Origin of the sequence: Qipengyuania algicola, from assembly GCF_042492175.1 — a bacterium.
Lineage (GTDB): Bacteria > Pseudomonadota > Alphaproteobacteria > Sphingomonadales > Sphingomonadaceae > CAJXSN01.
The window spans coordinates 2,325,227-2,344,138 of sequence record NZ_CP170453.1; the positions used below are offsets into that span (position 1 = coordinate 2,325,227).

An 18,912-nucleotide genomic window follows, 5' to 3' on the forward strand; every position below is an offset into this window, starting at 1 on the left:
GGGGCGACCTCGGCCTGCAACGCTGATTATTTCGAGTTTTCTCTCGCAAGACGCCTCTTCGCAGGACCCGTGCAATGCCTCAGATAGCCCAGCTCGCCGAGACATACTCCAGCCAGATTTTCTGGTTGCTGGTGTTCTTCGGTCTTGTTTTCTTCGTCATCGGTCGGGGCATGGTCCCGCGCGTGATGGCGACCGTGGGTGACCGCGACAAACAGATCGCCGACGATCTGGCTGCCGCACAGGCGGCACGAGACCGGGCGGATGAAGAGGAAGAAGCCTGGCGCACTCGCGAAAACGAGAACCGCGCACAGGCACAGGCTCTGGTAGCGGAAGCGAAAGCTGATGCCGCCGCCAAGTCGGAGAAGAAGATCGCGGCGGCCCAGAAGCGGCTCGATACCAAACTTGCCGAGGCGGAAACCCGCATCGCCGCATCGCGCGACACTGCGATGGCGGAAATCGAGACGGTTGCTGCCGAAGCGGCGCAGGACATCACCAAGCGTCTCGCCGGTGTGAAGGTGACCAAGCCTACCGCAACCAAGGCCGTCAAGGAGGCACTGGCTCATGTCTAATGCACCCGCAGTCTTGACCACGCAGGACGTTCCCGAAGCGCTCGGGCCCAGCCTGTGGGGCATGGAACCCTATGTGATCGTTTCGATCTCCATGGCTGTGCTGATCGCAGTGATGATCTGGAAGAAGGTCCCCGGTATGATTGCCGGCGGTCTGGATGCCCGCATCGCCGCGATCCGCGAACAGCTCGACGAGGCCAAGACCTTGCGGGCCGAAGCCGAAGCGCTGCGCGATGAATATTCGCGCAAGATTGCGGGCGCCGAGAAGGACGCCGAAGCCATGATGGACAATGCGCGCCGTGAAGCGGATGCACTGCTCGAAAAGGCCGAGGCTGACAGCAAAGCTCTGATCGAGCGCCGCAAGCGGATGGCGCAGGACACGATTGCCGCAGCCGAGCGCGAAGCGGTGAACGACGTGCGCAGCCGCGCTGCAATGGCCGCCGCTGCCGCCAGCCGCAAGCTGATTGCAGAGAAGCATGATGCGGACGCTGACAGCAAACTGGCCGACGAGGTTATTGCTGCGCTGTAATTCGCGCAAATGCCGAACCATCTTGAAAGGGCGGTCCAGACGGGCCGCCCTTTTCATTTTGAGCGATTAACCCCAATTCCGTTCGCCCTGAGCTTGTCGAAGGGCGCGCGCGTGCTTCGACAGGCTCAGCACGAACGGGAGAAAGGGTGGGGCGCGAAGTTACGGCTCCAGCACGATCTTCCCGATAATCTCGCCGGCCTCCATCGCATCAAAAGCCTCGCGCCATTGGTCCAGTGGCAGTGTGCGGTCGATATGCGGCATCAGGCGCCCTTCGGTGAGCAGGGCATCGACTGCATCGCGGATCGCCGCGCCGCGTTCCGGGAAGCGGCGGGCGTACTCACCGGCCCGCACACCGACGACCGAGAAACCCTTGATCAGCGGAATATTGACCGCGATTTCCGGGATCCGGCCCGCGACGAAGCCGACCACAAGCAGCTTGCCGCCAAACGTCACGCAGCGTGTGCTTTCGTCGAACACATCGCCGCCGACCGGATCGAAGACGAGATCGCACAAGCGGCCATCGGTCAGATCGCTCACCCGCTCGCGAAACCGCCCGGAGTTGAGGATGGTATGATTGGCGCGAGAGGCCGCGCCTAGCGGCTCCAGCTTGTCCTCGCGGTGGGTCGCGGCGATGACCGTTGCTCCCAATGCCCGCGCCAGATCGCAGGCCGCCAGCCCGACACCGCCGCTGGCACCGTGGACCAGCACCGTCTGTCCGGCCTTCAACCCGCCGAGTTCGACAAGCGCGGTATAGGCGGTGGAGTAGGCGGCGCCCATGGCTGCGGCTTGCGCGTAAGAAACGCCCTCAGGAATGGCCCGCAGGCTGGTGACAGGGACGCTGGCGATTTCTGCAAAGCCGCCGGTTTTCGCGCCGCCGGTTACCCGGTCGCCGACCTGAAACACAGCGTCCGCGTCCGCTTCTATCACTTCGCCGGCAAGTTCCATGCCGGAGACGAAAGGCGGCTCCGGTTTGAACTGGTATGCGCCGCGCGTCATCAGCAGGTCGGGATAATTGAGCGATGCCGCCTTTACGCTGACGAGCACTTCGCTTGTTGCCCGCTTAGGACGGGGCATTTTCACCAACTCGACGCCCGACAAATCATCGGACAAGCGCTGGACCTGCAGCGCTTTCACAGTAATGCCCCCTCTTCTTCAGAGGAGGGGGGTGGGGGTAGTGAATGGAGCAGGACGACACTTGCGCGCCGCAACCACCCCTCGATCCCCTCCTTTGAAAAGGAGGGGAGGACGCTGGCACCTACTACCACCTCAGAACGCGTCCTTGGCAGCCCGGAGCGCGGCGAATGTCTCGTGCGGAGCAGTGCCGCCCCACTTGGCCATCAGCGCAGGGTCATCGGCCCGCAGGAACGGGTTGGTTGCGAGCTCCCGGCCCAGCTGCGTCGGAACAGTGGGCTGCTCCTTCGCCCGCTTGGCGGTGATTTCTTCGACATAAGACTGCAGCGCCGTGTTTTCGGGATCCGCGTGGAGGGCGAATTTCGCATTCGCTGCAGTGTATTCATGCGCGCAATAGAGCGTGGTGGAGGGGGGCAGGGCCTTGATCCGCTCCAGACTGTCCCAGAACTGTTTGGGCTCGCCTTCGAACATCCGCCCGCAGCCCAGCGCGAAGACGGCATCGCCGACAAACGCCATGTCCGCATCGGTCAGGTGGTAGGCGATGTGGCCGTTGGTGTGGCCCGACACGTCGATGATGTGGGCGCTGTGCCTCCCCAGCGTCACTGTGTCGCCATGCGCCACCAGCTGATCGATGGCGGACAATTTCTCGACTTCCTTCGGTGCAACGATTGTCGCTCCGGTCGCTTCCACGATATCCGGGTTCCCACCGGCATGATCGGGATGCCAATGCGTGTTCCAGATGTGGGTGATGGTCCAGCCCTTGGCCTCGGCCTGACGCAGATACTCCTTGCCATCGGGCGTATCGATTGCAGCGGTTTCGCCGCTGTCAGGATCGTGGAGCAGGAATCCGTAATTGTCGGACAGGCACGGGAATTGGTGAACTTGCAGCATGGGCGGGATGCTAGGCGGTTCTCGCCAACTAGAAAAGGCCCGCCTGCGCGAATGCGCAGACGGGCCTTTCGCTCGCCATTGAAGGCGCTGTGCTTAGTCGTTCTTCTTGAGCGCTTCGCCCAGGATGTCGCCCAGCGACGCACCGCTGTCGGACGAACCGAACTGCTGCACTGCTTCCTTTTCCTCGGCGATCTGACGCGCCTTGATGGAGAAGGTCGGCTTCTTCGAACGGTCGAACCCGGTGACCTGTGCGTCCACCTTGCTGCCGGTCTGGAAGCGGTCGGGACGCTGCTCGTCACGGTCACGGCCGAGATCCGAACGCTTGATGAAGCCGGTCGCACCGTCTTCGCCAACCTGCACTTCGAGGCCGCCATCGCGGACTTCGAGGACAGTCACGGTCACAACCTGACCGCGGCGCAGATCGTCTCCGCCAGCGGCTTCTGCACTCGGCGCGCCCTTTTCGAGCTGCTTCATGCCGAGGCTGATGCGTTCTTTCTCGATGTCGACGTCCAGAACGATGGCTTCAACTTCTTCACCCTTGCGGTGCAGTGCTAGCGCGTCTTCGCCGGAGATGCCCCAGGCGATGTCGGACATGTGGACCATGCCGTCCACGTCGCCGGGCAGGCCGATGAACAGACCGAACTCGGTCGCGTTCTTGACTTCGCCGGTGACCTTCGTGCCGACCGGGTACTGTTCGGCGAAATCGTCCCACGGGTTGCCCTGCGCCTGCTTGAGGCCGAGCGAAATGCGGCGCTTGTCGCTGTCCACTTCCAGAACGACAACTTCGACTTCCTGCGAAGTGCTGACGATCTTGCCGGGGTGCACGTTCTTCTTCGTCCAGCTCATTTCGGAGACGTGGACCAGACCTTCGATGCCGGCTTCCAGTTCAACAAATGCACCGTATTCGGTGATGTTGGTGACGGTGCCGTTCATCTTGATGCCGACCGGATATTTGGCCGAGACGCCATCCCACGGATCGCTTTCCAGCTGCTTCATGCCGAGCGAGATACGCTGCGTTTCGGCATTGATGCGGACGATCTGCACCGTGACGGTCTGACCGATTTCGATCATCTCGCTGGGGTGGTTGACGCGCTTGTAGCTCATGTCGGTCACGTGGAGCAGGCCGTCGATGCCGCCCAGATCCACGAACGCACCGTAATCGGTAATGTTCTTGACCACACCGTCGATCACCTGACCTTCGGCCAGCTTGTCGATCAGTTCGCTGCGCTGTTCGGCGCGCGTTTCTTCCAGCACAGCGCGGCGGCTGACAACGATGTTGCCGCGGCGACGGTCCATTTTCAGGATCTGGAAGGGCTGGGGCTGTTCCATCAGCGGGGTGACATCGCGCACGGGGCGGATATCGACCTGGCTGCCGGGCAGGAAGGCCACGGCACCGTCGAGGTCGACCGTAAAGCCGCCCTTGACCCGGCCGAAGATGCGGCCTTCGACGCGCTTTTCTTCGCCGAACTCGGCTTCCAGCTTGTCCCACGCGGCTTCGCGGCGGGCGCGGTCACGGCTGAGCATTGCTTCGCCGTCGCTGTTTTCGACGCGGTCGACATAGACTTCGACTTCGGAGCCGACGGTCAGGCCGTGGTCTTCTTCGCCGCGCATGAATTCTTTGAGATCGATGCGGCCTTCGCTTTTGAGGCCGACATCCACAATCGCCATTCCGGCTTCGATTGCGGTCACGGTGCCTTTGACGACGCGGCCTTCGAAGCCGCCATCATCTGCATTGCCGAGTTGTTCGTTGAGAAGCGCTTCGAAATCGTCGCGCGTGGGCATTTCCTGAGTAGCCATAGGGCTTTAGGTTCCTAATTCACATTTGCTTCCGGCCACCGGTTTTCCCGGGGTCTTTCACCGCTTCCAGCGCACCATTGCGCAGGCTGGCGGGGCAAGAGGGCCGATACTGCCCGCGGGGCCGAATGCCGTCGCGGGTGTCCTCGGGGCGCACTGTCGCAAAAGGCGGAGGAAGCGCGCGTTGCACGCCTATGTTCCGGCCTTTTGCGGAGGGTGTCCGTCAGACGGGAGCGCCGTTACGGCACGAAGGCGCGAAACGCAAGTGAAACGCGGTGCTGCGGGGCGAATGCAGGGTGGGCACTCACAGAGGCGCGGAGGCACAGAGAAGAAAGAATAAGAGGGGTTTGGGGAGCTCTGCGTCGAAGACGCCCTTAACTGCTATGTCGTGAAAAGCGGAAATTTCCGGATTGAGAGCTGCTTCGCAGCATGCGGCAAAAGCTCTCTGTGCCCCCTGTGCCTCTGTGAGCGTCTAAAGAAACCCTAAACCGCCTGCTCAACAGCCTCGATAGCGGCCGCAATCGCCTCGTCGCGGCCTAGCGTGGACGTATCGAGCACATAGGCATCGCTCGCGGCCACCAGCGGGGCCTCGGCGCGGGTCCGGTCGCGCTCGTCGCGCTGGCGCAGATCCTCGGCGATGACTTCCAGCAATACGTCCTCTCCGCGTTCCTTCATCTCGGCATAGCGGCGGGCCGCGCGAGCTTCCACGCTGGCGGTAACGAACAGCTTCACGTCGGCATCTGGCGCGATGACAGTGCCGATATCGCGCCCGTCCAGCACCGCGCCGCCCTCCTGCTCGGCAAAGGCGCGCTGGCGCTCGAACAGGGTCTGGCGCACTTTCGGGTGGACCGAAACCTTGCTTGCCATGCCGCCGATGACTTCGCTGCGCAGCGAAGCATCGGCGAGCAGCTTGTCGGGAAACCCGCAAGCCGCCAGCGCATCCTCCGCATTGTCCGGATCGCCGCCATCAAGAAATGTCTGCCGCCCGACAGCCCGGTACAGCAGACCGGTATCGAGATGTGGCAGTCCGAAATGGGCTGCGAGAGCCTTGGAAATGGTGCCCTTGCCAGAAGCGGTGGGTCCGTCGACGGCGATGATCATTGCTGGGTCTTTCGCGTTTTTCTGCGGGACATAGCGGCCTTCGTCAGACCGGTGATGGCGATGGCGGCCCAGAAACCTTCGAGCACGAGGCTGGGCCAATTGGTGTGCACGATGAGGGAGATTGTCAGCAACGCCGCTCCGGCGAGATTGGTGCCGTGCAGGATGTAGGGGTTCACGCTCTCGCTGAGCGTCAGATAGGCGTAAGCGCCTATGATGCAGGCGGTGCCGACGAAGCCGATCAGGGAGTATATGTCCAGCGGGACAGTCACGAAGCCGCACCGTCTAGCAACGCCATAAAGTTCGGGAAGCTCGTCGCGATGGGGCGCGTGTCGTCCACTTCCACGCCGTCTGACGAAGCCAGCCCTGCCACTGCCATGCTCATTGCGATCCGGTGGTCGAGATGCGTTTTGGTGCGGCTGTTGGCAGTGCCGCGCAAGAGCGCGCCGCCGGTGCCTTCGATCACCAGCCCGTCCTCGCGCTCGGTGATGTTTGCGCCTGCTCCGGATAGCGCGGCAGCCATCACGGCCAAGCGGTCGCTTTCCTTCACGCGCAATTCGTCGAGGCCGCTGGTGGTGGTTGTGCCGCTGGCCATGGAGGCGGCGACGAACAGCACCGGAAATTCATCGATCATGCTTGGGGCGAGGGCGGGGTCTATCGCGATGCCGGTCAGCGCAGAGTGCCTGACCCGCAGATCAGCCACCGGCTCCCCGCCGACATCGCGGCGGTCCAATTCCTCGATGTGTCCGCCCATGGCGCGCAGCACTTCGAACAGCCCGGCACGGGTCGGGTTCAGGCCGACATTCTCTATGACAAGGTCGCTGCCTTCGACCAGCAGGGCCGCCACCACAAAGAACGCAGCCGAGGAAGGGTCGCCGGGGACTTCGATGGTTTGTGGCTGCAACTCGGCATCGCCGCGCACGGTGATGATGCGGTCCTCGCCCGCTTCCTCGACATCCAACTCCGCGCCAAATCCGCGCAGCATACGCTCGGAATGGTCGCGGGTGGGCACCGGCTCGATGACTGTGGTGATGCCCGGCGTGTTGAGTCCGGCCAGCAGAACCGCGCTTTTTACCTGAGCGCTGGCCACCGGCAGGCGGTATTCAATCGGCACGGCGGGGCATATCCCCTCCATCACCAGCGGGAGGGTGCCGTCAGCCGACCCGTGAAACTGTGCGCCCATTTGGGAAAGCGGCTCGATCACCCGGCCCATCGGGCGCTGCGACAGGCTGGCATCGCCGGTAAAGGTCGCGGTGATCCCGTGGCTGGCGATCAGGCCCATAAGCAGGCGGGTGGAGGTGCCCGAATTGCCCATGTCGAGTGCCGACTGCGGTTGCAGCAATCCGCCGACCCCGACGCCGTGAACCAGCCATTCCTCGCCTGACTTGCGGACCTGAGCGCCCATGGCCCGCATCGCAGCAGCAGTGGCGAGGACATCCTCGCCTTCCAGCAGGCCGGTCACCCGCGTCTCGCCCACCGCCAGCGCGCCCAGCATGATGCTGCGGTGGCTGATCGACTTGTCGCCTGGCACGCGGATGCGGCCTTTCAGCGGGCCGGAAGGCATGAACCGGTGAGGGTTGGGAGCAGCGGCATGTGGGGCGGTCGGTGTCGTCATGATAGCGGCGCGGCTTTGACAGTGGCAGGCCTGCATGGCAAGGCGCGCCGCACTCTTGATTCGGGCATGAATGATGCCCATCAACAGCAAACGAATTATTGCGCGGCCAGCGGCATTCTCGCCCAGCAGGCCCGACCACAAGGAACACAAAGTCATGGCGAAGCCTGAATGGGGCACCAAGCGTAGCTGCCCCAAATGCGGAACCCGTTTTTACGATCTGGGCAAGGAAGATCCGGCCACCTGCATCGAGTGCGGTGAAGAATGGACGCCCGAGCCTGTCCTGAAGGCGAAGCAGCCGATCACCTTCGAAGAAGACGAGAAGAAAAAGAAGAAGGACGCCGCGGCAGACAGCGATCTGGCCGATGACGATCTGGATATCGACGTCGACGAAGATGACGATTCGCCGGACAATGAGGTCGATCTGGGCGGCGACGACGATCTCGGCGTGTCCAAAGGCAAGGGCGACGACGAAGGTCCGGAGACTTAGTTTTCTTTGGACCCTGCGGGCGGGGCGCATCCGCGCCCCTTGCTTCCTCGCATTAGCTCGGGCGGCCGGTCGGCCTTGTGAGGCCTGGAAGCCTCGTATGATTCCAAGCCGTTTGGCCTGAAGGGGGCGGTCCGCGACCAGCGGACCGAAAGGGCACGCGCCCGCCCCGCAGGTGCTCGACGCAAAACGTCGAAATAGCACCGAGGATGCGCGCCCGGATGGGCGTGCCTAAAACAAGGGTTCTTCGAACAAACTCCTTGCCAATGCTTACCGCGCTTTATATTGGGCGCTGCCTGTCGGAGCCGCGTTGGCTTCGGCGTTAAATGATTGGGGCCTTAGCTCAGCTGGGAGAGCGCAACACTGGCAGTGTTGAGGTCAGCGGTTCGATCCCGCTAGGCTCCACCATTTACCTGTCTTTCGGCCCTGATTGGGCTGCAAATGGCGGTTTGTTGCGCTTCCGGTGCTCACGGACTTTTAGTCCGCTGCGCTCCGGTTCTCACACTCCACCATTTTCGCTTCCAATCAGAACCAAAATCCAGGCAAATGGATTTTAGAGAAACAAGTCGGGGCATTTTTTGCCTCGCGCGCTGGCCAACGAGGTTTCGTTCGCCGGCGTTTTTCGCGTTTCGGGGATTGTCCCGAATTTATGAGTTGAGGCCCGCCTATGTTTGAAGCGCTGTCTGATCGCCTTGGAAGTACATTCGACCGCCTGCGCGGCCGAGGTGCCTTGCGCGAACAGGATGTGCGCGATGCGATGCGGGAAGTGCGGGTTGCCTTGCTGGAGGCGGATGTCGCTCTGCCTGTGGCACGCGACTTCATCGACCGGGTGACCGAGAAGGCTGTCGGCGAAAGCGTTCTCAAATCGGTCACGCCGGGCCAGCAAGTCGTCAAGATCGTCAATGACGAACTGATTGCGATGCTTGGCGGCGAGGACGGCGAAGATGGCCATGTCCCGCTCAATCTGGAGGCGAAGCCGCCGGTCGTCGTGATGATGGTCGGCCTGCAGGGCTCGGGCAAAACCACCACCACCGCGAAACTCGCCAAACATATCCGCGAAAAACACGGGAAGAAGGCCATGATGGCCTCGCTCGACGTCAATCGCCCCGCCGCGCAGGAGCAGCTGGCGGTGCTGGGCACGCAAATCGATATTGCGACCTTACCGATTGTCGAAGGGCAGCAGCCGGTCGACATCGCCCGCCGCGCGATGGACAGTGCGCGGCTGCAGAACTTCGATGTCCTGATGCTCGACACCGCAGGCCGCCTGCATGTCGACGAAGCGCTGATGGCGGAGATGAAGGCGGTCGCGGGCGTTTCCGCACCGACCGAAGTGTTGCTGGTGGTCGACAGCCTGACGGGGCAGGATGCGGTCAACGTTGCGCAGAATTTCTCCGACGAAGTGCCGCTGACCGGTGTGGTTCTCACCCGGATGGACGGCGATGCGCGCGGCGGTGCTGCGCTGTCGATGCGGGCTGTCACCGGCAAGCCGATCAAGTTTGCCGGGACGGGCGAGAAGCTGGACGCGCTGGAGCCCTTCCGCCCGCGCTCTGTTGCCGACCGTATCCTGGGCATGGGCGATGTCGTCAGCCTGGTGGAAAAGGCCGCCGCAACGATCAAGGAAGAAGACGCCGAGAAGCTCGCCAAGCGGATGGCGAAGGGTCAGTTCGACCTCAACGATCTGCGCATGCAGCTGCAGCAGATGCAGAATATGGGCGGGCTGGGCGCGCTGGCGGGCATGATGCCGGGCATGAAAAAGGCCAAGGCCGCGATGGCCGATAGCGGCGTGGACGATGGCTATCTGAACCGTCTGGACGCGATCATCGGCTCGATGACGGCCAAGGAACGCGGCAATCCCGCGCTGATGAACGCCAAGCGCAAGAAGCGCGTCGCCGCCGGCAGCGGAACCACCGTGCAGGACGTGAACAAGCTGATGAAAATGCATCAGGAAATGTCCCGCGCGATGAAGCAGATCAAGAAGATGGGCGGCCTCAAGGGTCTCGCTGCCATGTTTGGCGGTGGGGGCGGGGCTCCTCCCGGAGGCATGGGTGGCGGAATGGGCGGTGGCCCCGGTGGCGGTATGCCCAGCCTGTCCGGAATGGGTGGCGGCACGCCTGGGAACATCCCGCCGGACCTTGCGAATTTACTGAACAAGAAGAAGTAACCAATTCAAATCATTCAGATTACCAAAGGAAAAAATCATGGCAATTGCACTTCGTCTCTCCCGTGGCGGCGCGAAAAAGCGTCCCTATTACCGCATCGTGGCTGCCGACAGCCGCAAGCCGCGTGATGGTAAGTATCTGGAGCAGATCGGCGTCTACAACCCGCTGCTGGCCAAGGACGATCCGGCCCGCGTGAAGCTGGACGAAGATCGCGCGAAATACTGGCTCGGCGTGGGCGCACAGCCCAGCGACCGTGTCGCCCGCTTCCTCGACGCCGCCGGCATCCGTGAGCGTGAAGCCCGCAATAACCCGAACAAAGCCAAGCCGGGCGAGAAAGCGACCGAGCGCGCCGAAGAGAAGGCTCAGAAAGAAGCCGACGCTGCTGAAGCGCTGAAGGCCGCTGAAGAAGAAGCCAAGAACGCTCCGGCTGAGGAAGAAGCAGCTGCAGAAGCACCGGCTGAAGACGCTGCTACCGAAGCGCCTGCCGAGGAAGCAGCGGCTGAAGAAGAAGCCAAGAGCGAGTAAGCCTTGTCCAAGGAAGCGCCCGTCACCCTGGCCGCCATTACCGGCGCGCACGGGGTGGCGGGCGAAGTCCGTCTGAAACTGCTCGGCGATGGCTTCGATGCCTTGAAGGCGCACAAGAGCTTCAATGACGGCGCGCTGACGCTGACCAAATTGCGCAGCGACAATAAGGGCGGGGCGATTGGCCGCTTCGCCGAAATCGCCGACCGCACCGCAGCCGAAAAGCTGCGTGGCACCCAGCTCAACGTCACCCGCGAAACGCTCCCTCCGCTGGAGGAGGGCGAGTATTACCACGCCGATCTGATCGGTCTGGCGGTGGTGAATGATGCTGGCTCACCCGTGGGCAAAGTGATCGACGTCCAGAATTACGGCGCGACCGATGTGGTCGAGATCGAGAAAGACCCTGCGCCCGAAAAGGGCATGAGAACCTTCATGGTCCCGATGACCAAACAGGCGGTGATCGAGTGGGACACCGAACGCATGACCATTTCGGCGGATTTCTGCGAGTGACCGAACTCCCAGTCGCCGTCGTGCAAGCCGCGCCGATCCCGCTCGCCATTGGTGACGGGATTGAACAGGCGGTCAAGCTCGCCTCGGAGGCCATCGAGGGTGGGGCCAAGCTGGTCGCATTCGGTGAGACTTTCCTCGGCGGTTACCCCCTGTGGCTGGACGAGGCGCCCGGTGCTGCGCTTTGGGATCATCCCGGAACGCGCGCCATGCACCGTATCCTGCTGGAACAGGCGGTGGTAGCGGGTGACGAGCGGCTGCTGCCCTTGCAGGAGCTGTGCGATACCACTGGCGCGGTAATTTCCATCGGCGCGCATGAGCGGGTGCGGCAGAGCCTCTACAACAACCAGATGACCTTCCGCCCGGGCCTGCCGGTGCTAGACCATCGCAAGCTGGTGCCGACCCATGGCGAGCGTCTGGTATGGATGCGCGGCGATGGCTCTACGCTGGGCGTGCATCAGGCGGAGTGGGGCAGCATCGGCAGCCTGATCTGCTGGGAACACTGGATGCCGCTGGCCCGCGCCGCGATGCACAATCTGGGTGAGAGCGTGCATGTGGCCGCATGGCCCACCGTGCGCGAGCAATATGCCATCGCCAGCCGTCACTATGCCATGGAGGGCCGGTGCTTCGTGCTGGCCGCAGGGCTGGTGCAGACGAAGGCACAGGTGTTCGACGGGCTGGAGCGGGCAGGCGGCTCGACCGAGGCGCGCGAACTGGTCGAGAGCATCGAGGCCGATGTGCTGAACAAAGGCGGCAGCTTCATCGCCGCTCCCGATGCGCGGATCGTGGCGCAGGCTAGTGAGGGCGAAGAAATTCTTCACGCTGTTCTAGACCTCAGTGAACGCGACGAAGGCCTCGCTTCCCTCGACACCGATGGCCATTATTCCCGCCCCGATGTTTTCGAGCTAAGCGTGGATACGCGTGCGAAAGATGGGGTGAATTGGAAAGCGGAGCAGTGAGCGTATGCTGATCGTTTTTGCTGTGGCGGCGGGGGCAGCAAATGAGTTTTGCTTCGATTGCCCGGATCCTGAAGCCGGTTTCAATTACGAGGCGCTGTTAGCCTTCTTATGGATGTCGTTGATTCTCGCCATTCCAGGATTTTTTGCGGGCGTTGTGGCTAACCGGCTTCTGGCTTATCACCCTATCTCTCTGCGTCTTCTGGTCGTTGCGGTATTCTCACCAGTATTTTGGGTCCTCCTGACCATGTTTCCTTGGGAATTGATTATTCCCTCAACAATTGTTGCTTGCGGCCTGTCTTTTGCTGACGGATTGCGAGTGAATGCGGAGCGCGATTCGGAAACGTTCTCCGAGTATTGACCAGCCATTTCCCTAGTAAGCTGTTCCAGGTCTGTGAGACACCCACACTTACTCGGAATGCTCGGCGCGCAAGTGCCGTAACGGGACGGCTGATTGTCCGCAGCTTGCCCGACAGCAGGCGCGCGCTAAGGACTCTCCCATGATCGTTGGATTTCACTGGACCCAAATCATCGTCGCGCTGATGATCGCGCTGCCCTGTATCGGGCTGACGCTGGTTATGTTTCGCGACAATTGGCGCAGCGGCGGCAAGATGCTGCTGGCTGCACTCACGATTCCGCTGGTGCCGTTTCTGATCGCCTACCTGCTGGGCGTCAGCGGGCTGAGCTGGGGCGATTACGCCATGTGGTATCTGGCTGGCCTCGCCATCACCTGTTTCACCGCTGCCTTGCTTTATTTCCGCCAGCGCTCTTAAGCGCGGGGTCTATGACCTTCGCCGCGACAGTCCTGACTCTTTACCCTGAAATGTTTCCCGGCCCGCTGGGAGTGAGCCTTGCCGGGCGCGCTCTGGAACGGGGTGACTGGACCATGGAAACCGTCCAGATCCGCCAGTTCGCCACCGACAAGCACCGCACGGTGGACGATACGCCAGCCGGCGGCGGGGCGGGCATGGTGCTGAAGGCCAATGTGCTGGGCGCGGCGATCGATCATGCGCAGGAACGGCATCCGGGTGCACCGGTGCTGGCGATGACGCCGCGCGGGAAACCGATCACGCAGGCGCGTATTCGCGAGCTTTCCGCCGGGCCGGGCGTCACCATTTTGTGCGGCAGGTTCGAGGGCTTCGACGAGCGCGTTTTCGAAGCGCGCGACATCGAAGAGGTCAGCCTGGCCGATATCGTCCTGTCAGGCGGAGAACCTGCTGCTCTGGCCATACTCGACGCTTGCATTCGGCTGCTGCCCGGCGTAATGGGCGCGGCTTCTAGTGGAACCGAGGAATCTTTCGAGGAAGGCCTGCTCGAGTATCCGCAATATACCCGACCTCAAGAATGGGAAGGGCGCACGATCCCTGAAGTGCTGCGATCGGGGGATCATGCGAAGGTTGCGGCGTGGCGGAAAGCTGCATCGGAAACCGACACACGGTTACGCAGGCCGGACTTATGGGAGCGCCATCGGGGTGCTCGGGTCCAGTCTGCCTCTGGCGCGCGGCATGAAAAGAAGGACACGGACCAGTGAATCTGATCCAGACACTCGAAGCCGAGGCAATTGAGAACCTCGGCAAGGACATACCAGATTTCCGCGCCGGTGATACCGTGCGTGTGGGCGTGAAGGTCGTCGAAGGCACGCGCGAGCGTGTGCAGAACTTCGAAGGCGTGTGCATTGCGCGGTCGAACCGCGGCATGGGCAGCAACTTCACGGTTCGCAAAATGAGCTTTGGCGAAGGCGTGGAACGTGTGTTCCCGCTGTACTCGCCCATCGTCGACAGCCTGACCGTGGTTCGCCGCGGTGTTGTGCGCCGCGCCAAATTGTATTATCTGCGTGGTCGTACTGGTAAGAGCGCCCGTATTGCCGAGCGCCGCGACACGCGTCCTGCCAAGGACGCGAAATAAGATTTACGAGCACGCGCCTACGGGCGTTGCAGTCTGAAAAGACACCAAGAGAGGGGGCGTTCCGGTTTAGGCCGGGACGCCCTTTTCTTATTGGCTTTCTGGTTTGGGGATTCAGGCGGGATTGTTCAGCCATTCCAGCGCGATGCGGGCAACTTCTTCGGGGGCCTCGACTTGCGGGTAATGGCCCACACTTTCGATCAGATGATGCCTCGCACCCGGTAGCCGCTCGCGCCATGCCTGATAGGCATGGCGGCCCGATACCGGGTCCAGCGCGCCATTGATCAGGCCGATGTCGCCTTGCGCTTGCTTCAGCGCATCGAACCACCTGTCCGCATGGGTGCGCCGGTCGGAGATGTAATGCAGCAGTTTGTGCATGATCCGGTTGCCGCGATTGTGACTGATCAGCTCCCAGAATTCATCGAGCTCCTGCGCGCTGGGCTGGGTATCGGGGCCGAACACTTCGGAGAAGCTTTCGCCGAATTTGTCGCGGGTTGTGAGCAGCCCGACCAGAAATCCGAGCGGGGAAACGCCCAGTTTCTGGATCGGTCGGGCGCGGTGCTGGTCGGGAAATATCCCGCCATTGAGGAAGACTATTTTGCCTAGGCCAGCCGCACCCGATCCCTCGGCCCGGCGGGCGAGCAGTTCCTGCCCCACCGACACGCCGTAATCATGCACCAGCGCGTCATGATCGCCGATGCCAAGATGTTCGAGCAGCGCTTCGTGCATGTCCGCTTGGCGGTGGATCGAGTAGCCGGAGCGTGGTTTGTCCGACAGGCCAAAGCCGATCATGTCCGGCGCAATCAGCGCGTGGCTGTGCCCCAATGTTTCCCAGACCAGATGCCAGTCCCATGCCGCAGTGGGATAGCCGTGGACCAGCAGCAGCGGCTTCCCCGTGCCTCCCTGCCAGTACGCGATGCGCTTCCCGTCGAAATCGAAATATCGCGCCCGTCCTCGCCATTCAGTCAGGGTTGGGGCATTCATAGCTATTCTCTCCCGCCAATAGCATCGCCGGGGCTTCCCATGCCCCCGCAGCGCGCCTACCTGCCATGTGTCATCAAGACTGGATAGCGGAGAAGTTCTTTGGGTTACCGTGTAGCAATCGTTGGCGCGACCGGAAATGTCGGGCGCGAGATGATGCAGATCTTGGCCGAGCGCGAGTTTCCGGCTGACGAAATCGCCGCCGTCGCCTCCAGCCGTAGCCACGGAACCGAGGTGGAATATGGCGATAGCGGCAAGATGCTCAAATGCCGCAATATCGAGCATTTCGACTGGGCCGGATGGGACATCGCCTTGTTCGCCGCAGGCAGCGGACCGGCGAAAGAATACGCGCCCAAGGCGGCAGCTGCCGGATGCGTGGTGATCGACAACAGCTCGCTTTACCGGATGGATCCTGACGTGCCGCTGATCGTGCCGGAAGTGAATCCGGACGCGATCGACGATTACAAGAAGCGCAATATCATCGCCAATCCCAACTGCTCCACCGCGCAACTGGTCGTGGCGCTCAAGCCGCTGCACGATGCCGCGACGATCAAGCGGGTGGTGGTGAGCACCTACCAGTCGGTCTCAGGCGCAGGCAAAGCGGGCATGGACGAACTGTTCCAGCAGAGCCGCGCCATCTTTGTGGGCGATCCGGTGGAGCCGGAGAAATTCACCAAGCAGATCGCCTTTAATGTCATCCCCCACATCGATGTGTTCATGGATGATGGCTCCACCAAGGAAGAGTGGAAGATGGTGGTCGAGACGAAGAAGATTCTCGACCCCAAGATCAAACTGAATGCCACCTGCGTGCGGGTACCGGTATTTGTCGGCCATTCCGAAGCGGTGAATATCGAATTCGAGAACGAGCTGACCGCCGATGCCGCGATGGATATCCTGCGCGAGGCACCGGGCATTATGCTGATCGATAAGCGTGAGGATGGCGGCTATGTCACGCCGGTGGAAAGCGCAGGCGACGGCGCGACCTATATCAGCCGCGTGCGCGAAGACCCGACGGTGGAGAATGGCTTGACCCTGTGGTGCGTCTCCGACAACCTTCGCAAAGGCGCGGCGCTTAATGCCGTGCAGATCGCGGAATTGCTGGGCCGGCGGCACCTGAAGAAGGGGTGATCGCGGCACAGAGGGGGGAGGATTTCTATGCGCTGGAACATCGTTGGGACGACTGTCATGGGCGGCGCGATGGCGCTGGCTCTGGCTGCTTGCGGGGATGCTGCTGACAATACCGGACCGGCTGAGGCTGAAGACACAACCGAAGCTGCGCCAGCCGAAGCCGAAGAACCTGCCGAGGAAGAAACACCCGAGCCTGAAGCAACAACTGAGCCGGAAGTGGTCGAAGAGCCGTCGACCATAACCTTGCTTCCGACAGGCATCCGGATCGACGGCGCGAACGAGGCAACGCTGACTTTCGGCCAGCGGCAGGATGCCGTGGTCACTGCGGTGCGCGCCTTGCTGGGCTCACCCGAAATGGGATCGAACGAGGAATGCGGCGCTGGTCCGATCCAGTTTGCCACGTTCGATGACCTCCAGCTCAATTTCCAGAATGGCGAGTTTGCCGGGTGGGGCGCAACCGGCGACGGGGACGACGTTCTCATCTCGGCCCGCAACGGCCTGAAAATCGGTGCGCGCAAGGCAGCGGTCAGTGAGATCGCGGGTTATGAGCCCTTTGAGGACAGCACGCTTGGCGACGAGTTTAACATCGTGACATCGGAAGAGGCGATGGTCGTCGGCATGTTCGGAGACAATGGGCGCGTCACCGATCTGTGGACCGGCGCTGTCTGCACCTTCCGTTGATGCAAGGAGGGACAGGCTCATGACTCTCAAAGCCGATCTCTTTTTCAGCTTTCGCTCGCCCTATTCCTATCTGGCGATTGGCCGGTATCGGGCGATGCAGGCCGAATACGATCTCGACATTACCATGCGCACGGTCTGGCCGATTGCGGTGCGTGATCCCGATATTCTGTTTACCGGCAACCCGAATGCCGGGCGCTATATCTTTATGGACGCTGCCCGCTCCGCCGAGATGCAGGGTATCCCCTATCGCTGGCCGCGCCCTGATCCGGTCGACCAGAATTTGATGACCCGAGAAATCGCGCCCGAACAGCCGCGCATCGAACGTCTGTGCCGAATGGGGCAGGCGGCCACGCGGCGCGGCAAGGGCATTGATTTCGCCTATGAGGTTGCTGGCATCATCTGGTCGGGCACAGTCGACGAGTGGCATGAGGGCGAACATCTGGCCGAGGCTGCGCAGCGCGCCGGGCTGGATTATGCGGAGCTGGAAGCCGAGCGGATTTCCGATGCCGCCGCGCTCGATGCAGAGATTGCAGCCAATCAGGATGCGCTCGATGCCGCGGGGCATTGGGGCGTGCCGACATTGCTGTTCGAAGGCGAACCTTTCTTCGGGCAAGACCGCGTGGATATGGCGCTCTGGCGGATGAAGCAGAAGGGTTTGGCGAAGCGTTGAAGACCGAACACCTCGTCTCCTTCGACAGCACGAGACTTGCCCTGCACCGGGTGGGCGAAGGCACACCATTTGTGCTGCTCCACGGGCTGTTCTCCAGCGCGGAGATGAACTGGATCAAGTGGGGCCATGCCGCCGCGATTGCTGCTGCTGGTTATGAAGTTCTGATGCTCGATTTCCGGGTGCATGGGGACAGCGAGGCTCCGCATGATCCGGCGAAGTATCCGCAGAATGTGCTGGTGCGCGATGTTGTGGCGCTGGTCGATCATCTGGCGCTTGATAACTATGTGCTGGGTGGTTTTTCGCTGGGTGCGCGCACATCGTTGCACGCTGTGGCGCAGGGTATGCTCGATCCCCAGCGGCTGGTTGTCGGCGGCATGGGCACGGCGGGGCTGGGCGAGTGGTCCAAGCGCAGCGCCCATTTCATGCGGGTGATCGACGAGTTCGAGAACATCCCGCGCGGCGATCCGGCCTATTTCTCCATGCAGTTTCTCAAAAGCCAGGGCGTGGACCGGGTGGCGGCGCGCCTGCTGTTGCAGACACTGCCCGACATGGAGCTGGCCGCGCTAGCCAATGTCACCATGCCCACGCTGGTCGTGTGCGGCGATGAAGACCGCGACAATGGCAGCGCGCAGGAACTGGCCGAGATGCTGCCCGATGCCGAATACCGCGAGGTGCCCGGCACGCACATGTCGAGCGTGACCAAGCCCGATCTGGGCCGCGCCATTGCGGATTGGCTGGAAGAAATCCAATGATTTCGCGCCGTCGGTTTCTCATTGTATGGATCGGCGGATTGCTGGCTTTCGCTGTGGCAATCTGGCTCCATCTGCCTCTGACGATAGACGCTGTACCCGACGGCATCACCGCGCATCAGCGGGCAGGCACCGCAGAGCGGATCAATGACGTCCAGACCGCATGGAGCGATGCGGGCGTGTATCGCAATGCCTTCACCGCCATGGTCAGCGACCTTGCCTTCATCGCGATCTATACGCTCGGCAGCCTGCTGGGCGGTCTGTATTTCCTGAAAACGGGCGAAGGCAGCGTGCGGACCGTGGGCGCTCTGCTGGTGTTTTCGGCGCTCGTGTTCGGCGCAGTGGACGCCACCGAGACATGGCTTCAGCTGGAGCAATTGACGGACGGACGAGGCGATGATGCCAAGGCCGCGATTGCCGCTGCCATGTACTGGCCCAAAGTGAGCAGCTTCATCGCGTGCCTCCTGTTGCCGATCATCGGCCTCGTTATGGAGCGCCGTTCTGCTTGATTAAGCGGCGGGCCAAGTTCATTCTGGTAACAGCTGAAAC

Annotated in this window: 23 protein-coding genes and 1 tRNA gene; 17 read left to right on the forward strand and 7 right to left on the reverse strand. The window is 62.1% G+C overall.

What is annotated here, in order from left to right; genetic code table 11:
- Positions 1-74 precede the first annotated feature (74 nt).
- Together ACFCW2_RS11050 and ACFCW2_RS11055 are read left to right on the forward strand one after the other, a co-directional pair.
- Positions 75-569 carry an ATPase gene (locus ACFCW2_RS11050; protein ID WP_379546399.1) on the forward strand — a complete coding sequence of 165 codons (495 nt, stop codon included), beginning with the start codon at positions 75-77 and terminating at the stop codon, positions 567-569.
- Positions 562-1,095 carry a hypothetical protein gene (locus tag ACFCW2_RS11055; protein ID WP_379546401.1) on the forward strand — a complete coding sequence of 178 codons (534 nt, stop codon included), beginning with the start codon at positions 562-564 and terminating at the stop codon, positions 1,093-1,095. Before ACFCW2_RS11050 ends, ACFCW2_RS11055 begins: the two co-directional genes overlap by 8 nt.
- A 159-nt stretch (positions 1,096-1,254) precedes the next feature.
- Here ACFCW2_RS11055 and ACFCW2_RS11060 read toward each other — a convergent pair whose 3' ends face one another.
- From ACFCW2_RS11060 to aroA, 6 genes are all read right to left on the reverse strand, one after another.
- Positions 1,255-2,229 (reverse strand): NADPH:quinone oxidoreductase family protein, encoded by a 975-nt coding sequence (locus ACFCW2_RS11060; protein WP_379546402.1) that lies wholly within the window; start codon positions 2,227-2,229, stop codon positions 1,255-1,257.
- Positions 2,230-2,361: 132 nt separating this feature from the next.
- A complete protein-coding gene (gene gloB, locus ACFCW2_RS11065) occupies positions 2,362-3,117 on the reverse strand; it encodes a hydroxyacylglutathione hydrolase (protein WP_379546403.1) in 756 nt (251 codons plus the stop codon).
- A gap of 93 nt (positions 3,118-3,210) precedes the next feature.
- Positions 3,211-4,914, reverse strand: coding sequence for a 30S ribosomal protein S1 (gene rpsA / locus ACFCW2_RS11070; RefSeq protein ID WP_379546404.1), 1,704 nt, complete (start codon positions 4,912-4,914; stop codon positions 3,211-3,213).
- A 480-nt stretch (positions 4,915-5,394) separates the two neighbouring features.
- Entirely contained in the window at positions 5,395-6,012 is a 618-nt protein-coding gene (locus tag ACFCW2_RS11075; RefSeq protein ID WP_379546406.1) for a (d)CMP kinase, read from the reverse strand.
- Positions 6,009-6,281, reverse strand: coding sequence for a CBU_0592 family membrane protein (locus tag ACFCW2_RS11080; RefSeq protein WP_379546407.1), 273 nt, complete (start codon positions 6,279-6,281; stop codon positions 6,009-6,011). The genes ACFCW2_RS11075 and ACFCW2_RS11080 overlap by 4 nt, the downstream gene beginning before the upstream one ends.
- Complete coding sequence (gene aroA, locus ACFCW2_RS11085; RefSeq protein ID WP_379548976.1) at positions 6,278-7,624, reverse strand: 3-phosphoshikimate 1-carboxyvinyltransferase; 1,347 nt, start codon at positions 7,622-7,624, stop codon at positions 6,278-6,280. Before aroA ends, ACFCW2_RS11080 begins: the two co-directional genes overlap by 4 nt.
- A 154-nt stretch (positions 7,625-7,778) precedes the next feature.
- On the opposite strand from aroA, the gene ACFCW2_RS11090 reads away from it, so the two are divergent.
- The 10 genes from ACFCW2_RS11090 (at position 7,779) to rplS (ending at position 14,157) form a co-directional block, all read left to right on the forward strand.
- Positions 7,779-8,111, forward strand: a complete 333-nt coding sequence (locus tag ACFCW2_RS11090) for a TIGR02300 family protein (protein ID WP_379546408.1) — start codon at positions 7,779-7,781, stop codon at positions 8,109-8,111.
- A 329-nt stretch (positions 8,112-8,440) separates the two neighbouring features.
- Positions 8,441-8,516: transfer RNA gene (locus ACFCW2_RS11095), tRNA-Ala, on the forward strand.
- A gap of 259 nt (positions 8,517-8,775) precedes the next feature.
- Complete coding sequence (ffh, locus tag ACFCW2_RS11100; RefSeq protein ID WP_379546410.1) at positions 8,776-10,269, forward strand: signal recognition particle protein; 1,494 nt, start codon at positions 8,776-8,778, stop codon at positions 10,267-10,269.
- A gap of 37 nt (positions 10,270-10,306) precedes the next feature.
- Positions 10,307-10,792, forward strand: a complete 486-nt coding sequence (gene rpsP / locus ACFCW2_RS11105; RefSeq protein WP_379546411.1) for a 30S ribosomal protein S16 — start codon at positions 10,307-10,309, stop codon at positions 10,790-10,792.
- 3 nt (positions 10,793-10,795) lie between these two features.
- Positions 10,796-11,299, forward strand: coding sequence for a ribosome maturation factor RimM (gene rimM, locus ACFCW2_RS11110; RefSeq protein ID WP_379546412.1), 504 nt, complete (start codon positions 10,796-10,798; stop codon positions 11,297-11,299).
- Positions 11,296-12,255, forward strand: a complete 960-nt coding sequence (locus ACFCW2_RS11115) for a carbon-nitrogen hydrolase family protein (protein WP_379546414.1) — start codon at positions 11,296-11,298, stop codon at positions 12,253-12,255. Before rimM ends, ACFCW2_RS11115 begins: the two co-directional genes overlap by 4 nt.
- Positions 12,256-12,259: 4 nt before the next feature.
- Entirely contained in the window at positions 12,260-12,613 is a 354-nt protein-coding gene (locus ACFCW2_RS11120; RefSeq protein WP_379546416.1) for a hypothetical protein, read from the forward strand.
- Between the two features lie 139 nt (positions 12,614-12,752).
- Complete coding sequence (locus ACFCW2_RS11125; RefSeq protein ID WP_379546417.1) at positions 12,753-13,025, forward strand: hypothetical protein; 273 nt, start codon at positions 12,753-12,755, stop codon at positions 13,023-13,025.
- 11 nt (positions 13,026-13,036) lie between these two features.
- On the forward strand, positions 13,037-13,783 hold the full coding sequence (trmD, locus tag ACFCW2_RS11130) for a tRNA (guanosine(37)-N1)-methyltransferase TrmD (RefSeq protein ID WP_379546418.1): 747 nt from the start codon (positions 13,037-13,039) through the stop codon (positions 13,781-13,783).
- Positions 13,780-14,157, forward strand: a complete 378-nt coding sequence (gene rplS / locus ACFCW2_RS11135; protein ID WP_379546419.1) for a 50S ribosomal protein L19 — start codon at positions 13,780-13,782, stop codon at positions 14,155-14,157. Before trmD ends, rplS begins: the two co-directional genes overlap by 4 nt.
- Positions 14,158-14,268: 111 nt before the next feature.
- Here rplS and ACFCW2_RS11140 read toward each other — a convergent pair whose 3' ends face one another.
- Entirely contained in the window at positions 14,269-15,138 is an 870-nt protein-coding gene (locus ACFCW2_RS11140) for an alpha/beta fold hydrolase (RefSeq protein ID WP_379546420.1), read from the reverse strand.
- 99 nt (positions 15,139-15,237) lie between these two features.
- On the opposite strand from ACFCW2_RS11140, the gene ACFCW2_RS11145 reads away from it, so the two are divergent.
- From ACFCW2_RS11145 to ACFCW2_RS11165, 5 genes are read left to right on the forward strand one after another with little or no spacing between them, the layout of a single operon-like run.
- Positions 15,238-16,263 (forward strand): aspartate-semialdehyde dehydrogenase, encoded by a 1,026-nt coding sequence (locus tag ACFCW2_RS11145; RefSeq protein ID WP_379546421.1) that lies wholly within the window; start codon positions 15,238-15,240, stop codon positions 16,261-16,263.
- A gap of 27 nt (positions 16,264-16,290) precedes the next feature.
- Positions 16,291-16,944, forward strand: coding sequence for a hypothetical protein (locus ACFCW2_RS11150; protein WP_379546423.1), 654 nt, complete (start codon positions 16,291-16,293; stop codon positions 16,942-16,944).
- Positions 16,945-16,963: 19 nt separating this feature from the next.
- Positions 16,964-17,614: a 2-hydroxychromene-2-carboxylate isomerase gene (locus ACFCW2_RS11155; protein ID WP_379546424.1), complete on the forward strand. Its 651-nt coding sequence runs from the start codon at positions 16,964-16,966 to the stop codon at positions 17,612-17,614.
- The gene (locus ACFCW2_RS11160; RefSeq protein ID WP_379546426.1) at positions 17,611-18,366 is read left to right on the forward strand and encodes an alpha/beta fold hydrolase; all 756 of its coding nucleotides are present in this window, start codon (positions 17,611-17,613) and stop codon (positions 18,364-18,366) included. Before ACFCW2_RS11155 ends, ACFCW2_RS11160 begins: the two co-directional genes overlap by 4 nt.
- Positions 18,363-18,872 carry a hypothetical protein gene (locus tag ACFCW2_RS11165; RefSeq protein ID WP_379546428.1) on the forward strand — a complete coding sequence of 170 codons (510 nt, stop codon included), beginning with the start codon at positions 18,363-18,365 and terminating at the stop codon, positions 18,870-18,872. Before ACFCW2_RS11160 ends, ACFCW2_RS11165 begins: the two co-directional genes overlap by 4 nt.
- Positions 18,873-18,912: the final 40 nt, after the last annotated feature.